The sequence below is a fragment of the Amycolatopsis sp. NPDC003731 genome, assembly GCF_053586895.1.
In genome coordinates this window covers 1-7,848 of the sequence record NZ_JBSFNC010000254.1, presented here as the reverse complement: position 1 = coordinate 7,848, position 7,848 = coordinate 1, and the positions used below count along the sequence as shown (strand labels likewise).

The 7,848-nt window shown below is 72.0% G+C and carries 6 protein-coding genes; 3 read left to right on the top strand and 3 right to left on the bottom strand.

All coding sequences use genetic code 11. The features are described from left to right. The 3 genes from ACWDN5_RS45570 to ACWDN5_RS45560 all read left to right on the top strand — a co-directional run. Positions 1-2,230 (top strand): glycosyl hydrolase family 95 catalytic domain-containing protein (locus ACWDN5_RS45570; protein WP_449680665.1); only part of this gene is annotated, 2,230 nt, incomplete at its 5' end. A 24-nt stretch (positions 2,231-2,254) separates the two neighbouring features. Then, positions 2,255-4,528, top strand: coding sequence for a glycosyl hydrolase family 95 catalytic domain-containing protein (locus ACWDN5_RS45565; protein ID WP_449680664.1), 2,274 nt, complete (start codon positions 2,255-2,257; stop codon positions 4,526-4,528). Positions 4,529-4,588: 60 nt separating this feature from the next. Beyond that, positions 4,589-5,491, top strand: a complete 903-nt coding sequence (locus ACWDN5_RS45560) for a peptidylprolyl isomerase (protein WP_449680663.1) — start codon at positions 4,589-4,591, stop codon at positions 5,489-5,491. Between the two features lie 161 nt (positions 5,492-5,652). Here ACWDN5_RS45560 and ACWDN5_RS45555 read toward each other — a convergent pair whose 3' ends face one another. Genes ACWDN5_RS45555 through ACWDN5_RS45545 form a run of 3 tightly spaced genes read right to left on the bottom strand, consistent with a single transcriptional unit; the run spans position 5,653 to position 7,812 of the window. Next, the gene (locus ACWDN5_RS45555; RefSeq protein WP_449680662.1) at positions 5,653-6,450 is read right to left on the bottom strand and encodes a siderophore-interacting protein; all 798 of its coding nucleotides are present in this window, start codon (positions 6,448-6,450) and stop codon (positions 5,653-5,655) included. Continuing rightward, complete coding sequence (locus ACWDN5_RS45550; protein WP_310971416.1) at positions 6,450-7,316, bottom strand: PDR/VanB family oxidoreductase; 867 nt, start codon at positions 7,314-7,316, stop codon at positions 6,450-6,452. The genes ACWDN5_RS45555 and ACWDN5_RS45550 overlap by 1 nt, the downstream gene beginning before the upstream one ends. A 1-nt stretch (position 7,317) precedes the next feature. Continuing rightward, entirely contained in the window at positions 7,318-7,812 is a 495-nt protein-coding gene (locus ACWDN5_RS45545; RefSeq protein WP_449680661.1) for an MSMEG_1061 family FMN-dependent PPOX-type flavoprotein, read from the bottom strand. Positions 7,813-7,848 lie beyond the last annotated feature (36 nt).

Sequence of the window (7,848 nt, the reverse complement as noted above, 5' to 3'; positions counted from 1 at the left end):
CCGATCGCGCCGCCGAACACCAGGCCCGAGCGCGCGATGCGCCGGCGGCGACCCGTACCGGGACGTCGCCCGAGATGCGCGGATGGTCTGGCGGCGGCTGCCGAAGAACTGGCAGGAAGGCCCGTTCCTCGCCAACGGTTACCTCGGCGTCCAGGTCTACGCCGGCAAGACCCCGCAGGTCCTCAAGTTCATGCTGAGCCACACCCAGGTGCAGGACCAGCGCATCCAGTGGGAGGCCGGCATCGGGCTGTCCCGCCTGCCCATCGGGTACCTCACGCTGACCCTGGCCGGCGCGATCACCGCCGTCGACTGGACGCTCGACCTCTACAACGCCGAGCTCGGCGGCACCATCACCACCACTCAGGGCTCGGTCGCCTTCTCCGCCGTCGTGCACAACGACCTCGGCGTGCTGCTCGTCTCGCTGACGCCCAGCGCCGGGGAAGCCGCCGCCGCCTGGGCGTTCCAGCCGCTCGAATCCGCCACCACCCGGACCGTCCGCAAGCCGCCCGAGTACGTCGCCAACCCCGCGCCCGAGCTCGGTGCCGGCTTCTGCGCGCAGCCCATGCTGGCCGGGGGCGGGTACACCACCGCGTGGCAGGAACGCGCGATCGGCACGAAACGGCTCCTCGCCGCCACGGTCGCCTACAGCTTCCCGGGCACCACGCACACCGCGGACGCGCGCAACGCCGTGCAGAAAGCGCTTGCCGCCCGCCCGGACGCGCTGCTCGCCCGCCATCGCCGCTGGTGGAACGACTACCACCGGCGCAGCTTCGTTTCGGTGCCGGACAAGCAGGTGCAGCGGTTCTACTGGATCCAGCTGTACAAGATCGCCGCCGCCACCCGGGCCGGCGGGCCGGTCGTCTCCGAGTGGGGGCCGTGGTTCCCCGAGGTCGGCAACAGCTGGACCGCCGTCTGGTGGAACCTCAACGTCCAGGTCACCTACCCGATCGTCAACAGCACCAACCACCCCGAACTCGACGCCGTGACCGAGACGTTCCGGCGCGACCACGCGAACCTCGAGGTGTCCGTCCCGCCCGCGTACCGCGACGGCGACACCTACGCTCTTTCGCACCCGGGCGACTGGCGGCTGCGGCCCGGCGGCACGCGCTCGGTCGGCGTCCCCGGGACGACGTCCAAGACCGACCAGACCGGGAACCTGTTGTGGGGCCTGCACAACGTCTGGCTGGCCTACCGGCACCACATGGACAAGCGCGTGCTGCGCGACGTCCTGTACCCGACGCTGGCCAAGGCGCTGAACTTCTACCGCCACTTCCTGGTCACCGGCCCGGACGGGGCGCTGCACCTGCCGCTGACCCGCTCGCCGGAGTACGCCGACGCGCCCGACTGCACCTACGACCTGTCGCTCATCCGGTGGGCGGCCCGGACGCTCGTCGACACCGCCCGGATCCTGTGCCTCGACGAACCGCGCGTGCCGATCTGGCGGGAGATCAGCGCGAAGCTCGTGCCGTACCACGAAGATCCGGCCGACGGCGTGCTGATCGGTGACGGCGTCCCGCTGGCCGCGTCCCACCGGCACTTCTCGCACCTGTTGTGGCTGTACCCGCTGCGCGAGAAGGTCTGGGACGCACCCGGCGACCGCGACCTCATGACGCGCACCTTCACCCACTGGGCGGCCGACCAATCCGCCTGGCACGGCTACAGCTACGCGGCCGCGTCGTCGATGAAGTCGGTGATGGACGCGCCCGAGGAAGCCTTGCGGTACCTGAAGTTCTTCCTCGACCGGAACATCGTCGCCGACACCGAGCTGACCGCGAACACGATGTACCGCGAGGGCTCCAACTTCGCGATCGAAAGCCCGATCACCGCCGCACAGTCCGTGGTGGACATGCTGATGCAGGGCTCCGGCGGGGTGCTGAAGGTCTTCCCGTCGGTTTCGGCGACCTGGCGGGACGCCTCGATCGCCGGCCTGCGCGCGGAAGGCGCGTTCCTCGTGGACGCTTCCCGCCGTGACGGCACGACCGAATTCGTCCGCGTGCACAGCGAAGCCGGCGAGCCCCTGGTCCTGCAGCACGGCGTCGCCGGGGACGTCGACGTCCGCGACGAGCGCGGGCGCCGGCTGCCGTGGCGCGCGGCCGGGCCCGGGCGGATCGCGATCGGGCTGCGCCGCGGCGGCACCGCCGTCGTCACCCCGCGGGGCGGGCGGCCGGACTCCGGGCCGCGGGACGTCCCCGCGCTCGGCCCCGCACCCGCGTGGGGCCTGCCGAGCTGAACCGCTCTTCGACGAGGAGGTCGAATGGACATCACCCGCAGGACCGTGCTCGGCGGGGCGCTCGCCGGGATCGCCGCCGCCGGCTTGACCCCGGGATTCGCCGACGCGGCACCCGGCGGCGACGACTTCGGCTGGGCCGGGTTCCTGGGCACCGCGGACCTGTACTGGCGGCGGCTGCCGAAGACCTGGTACGAGGGCCCGTTCCTGGGCAACGGCTTTCTCGGCTCCGGCATCTACGCCGAGCCGGGGCAGAACGCGATCCGGTTCAACGTCCAGCACAGCCAGGTGCAGGACCACCGCCCGGAGTTCGGCTCGCTGTTCGGCCTGGCCCGGCTGCCGATCGGGTACTTCACGCTCGAACCGGCCGGCGCGATCACCGCGATCGACTGGCGGATGGACCTGTGGAACGCCGAGCTGACCGGCACGATCACGACGTCCGCCGGCAGCCTGAGCCTGCGGGCGATCGTCCACACCGGACAGTCACTGCTGGCCGTCGAAATCCGCCCGTCGGAAGGGGAGCGCGGGTTCAAGTGGGTGTTCCACCCGGCGGTCGCGGTCAGCCCGCGGGCCGATCCGGTGTGGAACAAGCCCCCGCCGGCCGGGTACACCGCGAACCCGCCGGTGCAGCTGTCGGGCAGCGGTGACGCGCGGCTGGCCGTCCAGCCGCTGCTGGCCGGCGGCGAGCACGTGACGGCCTGGCGGGAGGTCACGCGCGGCGGCGCCCGCACGCTGTACACGTCGGTGGCGTGGTCGCACCCCGAAAAGACGTCGGCCGCGCGGGCGCTGGGCACGGTCCGCCGGGCGCTTCCGTTCGCCGCGCTGACCCAGGACCACCGGCGCTGGTGGCACGACTACTACCGGCAGAGCTTCCTGTCCATTCCGGACACCCGGCTCCAGAGCTTCTACTGGATCCAGCTGTACAAGGTGGCTTCGGCGGCGCGGCGCGAGGCGCCGGTGATGGCGACGTCCGGGCCGTGGCTGGAGAACACGCCGTGGCCGGCGACGTGGTGGAACCTCAACGTCCAGCTCGAGTACTGGCTGATCCACGGCTCCAACCACCTGGAGCTCGACGCCGTCAGCTACGCACTGGACAAGTACCGGGCCAACCTGACTTCGCAGGTCGCTTCTCCGTATCAAGCCGACTCTGCCGGGATCCCGCGGACGACGGACATGACGCTGCTCAACGGCGTTTCGAACGCGACCAGCGGGTTCCCGGTCGGGATCCCGGGGCAGGACACGCCGACGCCGGAGGTCGGCAACCTCACCTGGGCGCTGCACAACGTGTGGCTGTCCTACCGGCACACTCTCGATCACGTATTGCTCCAGGGCACGCTGATTCCGTTGCTGCGCAGGGCGATCAACTACTACCTGCACTTCCTCGCGCCCGGGCCGGACGGCAAGCTCCACCTGCCGCCGACGTTCTCGCCCGAGTACGGTGTCAACGCCCCCGACTGCAACTACGACCTCTCGCTGATCCGCTGGGGCTGCAAGACGCTGCTGCAGCACGTGCCCGGCGATCCGCTGGCGCCGCGCTGGCGGGACGTGCTGGCGAACCTCGTCGGCTACCCGGCCGACGGCAACGGCTACATGATCGGCGCCGGGGTGCCGTTCGCGAAGTCGCACCGGCACTACTCGCACCTGCTGCAGATCTACCCGCTCTACGACGTCACCTGGGAACAGCCGGAGCACCGGGCGATCATCGAGACGTCGCTGAACCACTGGGTCGGCTTCGAGGGCGCGCTGCAGGGCTACACGTTCACCGGGGCGGCGTCGATCTCGGCGCAGATGCTGCGCGGCGAGCAGGCCGCGTTCTACCTCGGCGAGCTGCAGCGGCGGTACATCCAGCCGAACACGATGTACAAGGAGTCCGGGCCGGTCATCGAGACGCCGCTGTCGGCGGCGAAGTCCCTCCAGGACATGCTGGTGCAGAGCTGGGGTGGCGTGCTGCGGCTGTTCCCGGCGGTGCCGGCGGCCTGGGGCGACGTCGCCCTGCGCGACTTCCGCACCGAAGGCGCGTTCCTGCTCAGCGCGTCCCGCACCGGCGGGAAGACGCGCTGGCTGAAGGTGCACAGCGAGGCCGGGGCGCCGTGCGTGCTGCGGCCGGGCATCGACGGCGAGCTGGTGGTGACCGACGCGCGCGGCCGGGCGCGTCGCTGGCGGCGGCTGGCCGGTGGGGACGTCCAGGTCGAGCTCGGGCGCGGTGAGGACGCGTTGGTGTACCGGAAGGGGGATCGGCCCGACTTCGGCGTCCGGCCGGTGGCGCCGGGCGGGCCGAGCGCGCCGTGGGGCCTGCCCTGATCGGCGTTTCCGCCCGGTTCCGACGGCAGTAGGGTGTGCTCTCCGACGAGGGGAGCGTGGATGAGCGAGCCGGACGGCAGACCCGGGCCGCCGTACGGTTGTCCGCCGTGGCAGCCCCCGGTGCCGCCGAAGCGGTCGTCGACGTTGGCGATCGTGGTGATCACCGGGTCGGTCGTGATCGTCGTGGTGATGGCGCTGGCCTTCCTGGCCTGGGGCTACCCGGGGTTCCTGCGCGAGCCGGACGGCCAGGCCGGCGGCGCGTTCCGGACCACGACGCCGTCGCCGTCGACTTCGAGTTCGGCGGCCGCGCCCGGGACGCCGGGCTCGATCCCCGGCGGCCGGGCGCCGATGCCGAAGCGGGTCAAGCCGCTGGCCGACCCGGTGACCTGCGCGTTCACCCCGGACACCGGCTCACCGGCCCCGAAGAAGGTGGCGCTGCCGCCCGACGGCCCGGCGCCGTCTTCGGGTACGGTCGACGTGCGGCTGGCGACGTCCGCGGGCGACATCGGGCTCACGCTGGACCGCGCGCTGGCGCCGTGCACGGTGGTCAACTTCCTGAGCCTGGCCCGGCAGGGCTTCTACGACGGCACGTCGTGCCACCGCCTGTCGGTCACCACAGGGCTGCAGATGCTGCAGTGCGGCGACCCGGTCGGCGACGGCACCGGCGGCCCGGGCTACACGATCCGCGACGAGCTGTTCCCCGGCCTGACGTACGGCCGCGGCGTCCTTGCGATGGCGAAGACCGCGGCCCCGGACTCCGGCGGCTCCCAGTTCTTCCTGGTCTTCGGCGACATCGACATCCCGCCCGAGTACACGGTCTTCGGCAGCATCGACGACGTAGGCCTGGAAACCCTCGACACCATCGCCCGAGCCGGAATCGACCGGGCCAAACCCGGCATCGGCGACGGCAGCGGCCCGCCCCGGACCCCGGTGACCCTCACCAAGGTGACCACCACCCCGTGACGGAACAGCCGACACGCGTGATCAGGAGGTCGACACGCGTGATTGAAAGGTCGACACGAGCTGCGCCGGCCGGTTCGCCGTGTCGACCCTCCAATCACGCGTGCTGGCTTTTGAATCACGCGTGCTGACCCTTGAATCACGCGTGTCGTGTGGCCGGTGGCTCAGCCGGGCGCCGCGCGGCCGTGGCGCCAGTAGCCGAGGAATGCGATGTCCGCCTTCGGCCAGCCGCGGTCTCGCACCAGGTGGCGGCGCACGCCCGTCGCCAGCGCGGCCTCCCCGGCGACCCACGCGTAGGCGGGCCCGGACGGCAGGACGGCGTCCCGGATCGTCTCCAGGGCGAGCGCGCCCGGACGCCGGCCGGGCTCCGCGCGGGGCAGCCAGTGCACCCGTGCCCCGGGCGGTGCCTCGATCTCGCGCACGTCCGCCGGGGAGGGCACTTCCAGGAACACCTCCGCCACGAGGTCGTCCCCGGCGTGCTCGAGGATCGCCAGGATCGCGGGGAGCGCGCTCTCGTCCCCGGCCAGCAGCTGCCACGGCACCCCGGGCGGCGGCAGGTAGCTGACGCCGAGGTCGAAGACGCCGGCCGGATCGCCAGGGCGCACCCGACGCGCCCAGTCGGCCGCGGGAGCGTCGCCGTCGTGGAGGGCGAACTCGATGTCGATCTCGCCGGACCTGGCCCGCCGGATCGTGTAGTTGCGGACCCACGGGCGGCGGGACTTCGGCAGCACGAGCAGTTCGGCCATCCAGCCCTCGTTGTCCAGCGTGGGCATGCGGAGCCGATCCTGACCCACGCGCGGGAAGAACAGCCGCACCGCCTGGTCGTCGCCGGCCGGCTCGAACTCCGCCAGCCCGGGACCGCCGAGGGTGATGGTGCGGAACGCCGGGCTGGGTGCGGCGGTCGCACGGACTTCCAGGGTGATCATCCGCCGCGTCCGGGGGCGGCGCACCTTCGGGATCATCAGACGTCCAGCACGAGCCGCGGGGACAGCGCGCGGGACACGCACGGGTACATCCGGCCCGCCGCCGCGCCGATGTCGTCGCGGTGCTCGGGTTCGCCCGCCACGACCCGCACTTCGCAACTGCCGCAGACGCCCTCCCGGCACGCGGACGGCACCGGCCGCCCGGCGTGGTTCAGCGCGTCCAGCAGCGATTCGTCCGCCGGGACCTGGATCGTGCCCCCGGACCGGGCGCACCCGACCTCGAACGGGGTGTCCGGCCCGAACGCCCGCCGGGTGGGCTCGAACCGCTCGGTGTGCACCGCGGGGAACACCGCCTCGGCCGCGTCCACCATCGACGCCGGGCCGCAGCAGTACACCTCCGCCGCCGGGAACTCCTCGGCCAGCGCCGCGAGGTCCGGACGGCCGAGCCGTACGCGGTCTCCGTACCGCGACGAGAGTTCGGCGGCGAACGGACGGCCCGCGTACGCCAGCGTCACCGCGGCCCCGGAGGCGACGGCGGACCGCAGCATCGGCAGGATCGGCGTGATCCCGATCCCGCCCGCCACGAACAGGTACTCCGGCGCGGGCCGCAGCGGGAAGTGGTTGCGGGGCAGGGAAACCGTCAGCGTCCGCCCCGGTTGCAGGAACAGGTGGACGTACTCCGAGCCGCCGCGGCTCAGCGGGTCGTGGCGGACGGCGATGCGGTAGGCCGAGAGGTCACCGGGGTCGCCGCACAGCGAGTACTGCCGCGTCAGCCAGTTCGGCAGCTCCAGGTCGATGTGCGCGCCCGGTTCCCACGGCGCCAGTGGGCCTTCGTCGCCGCGCAGGACCAGCGAAACGACGTCTTCGGTCACGCGCTCGATGCGCTCCAGGGTCGTCTTCTGCATGTCAGTACAGCTTCCGGTATCCCGCTTCGAGGAGCTGGTCGAGCAGCGCCGGGTCGACGTTCATCTTCTCGCCGGCGATCTCGCCCGCCGACGGCAGCTCCGCCGCGAGCGCCTGGCTCGCCGGGTCCCACAGGCGCGACCGGATCAACGCGCGGCCGCAGTGGAAGTACACCTCGGCGACGTCGACGACGATCGCCAGCTCCGGCGCCTTGGCCTCGGTGCGCATCCGGGCGAGGACGTCCGGGTCGTCGGTGACGTACGCGCTTCCGTTGACCCGCAGGGTTTCCCGCATGCCCGGGACGAAGAACAGCAGGCCGACGCCGTCGTTCTCGGCGATGTTGCAGAAGGAGTCGGCGATCTTGTTGCCGGGCCGGTCGGGCAGGGCCAGGGTGTGCTCGTCGAGGACTTTGACGAAGCCGGGGTAGTCGCCGCGGGGCGGAAGACATGACCGAGGTGCTGCGCAACCCACAACTATCTCGACATGTGCGAACAGCATTATCTCACGCGAAAACCAAAGACCCTCTTGCCGCTG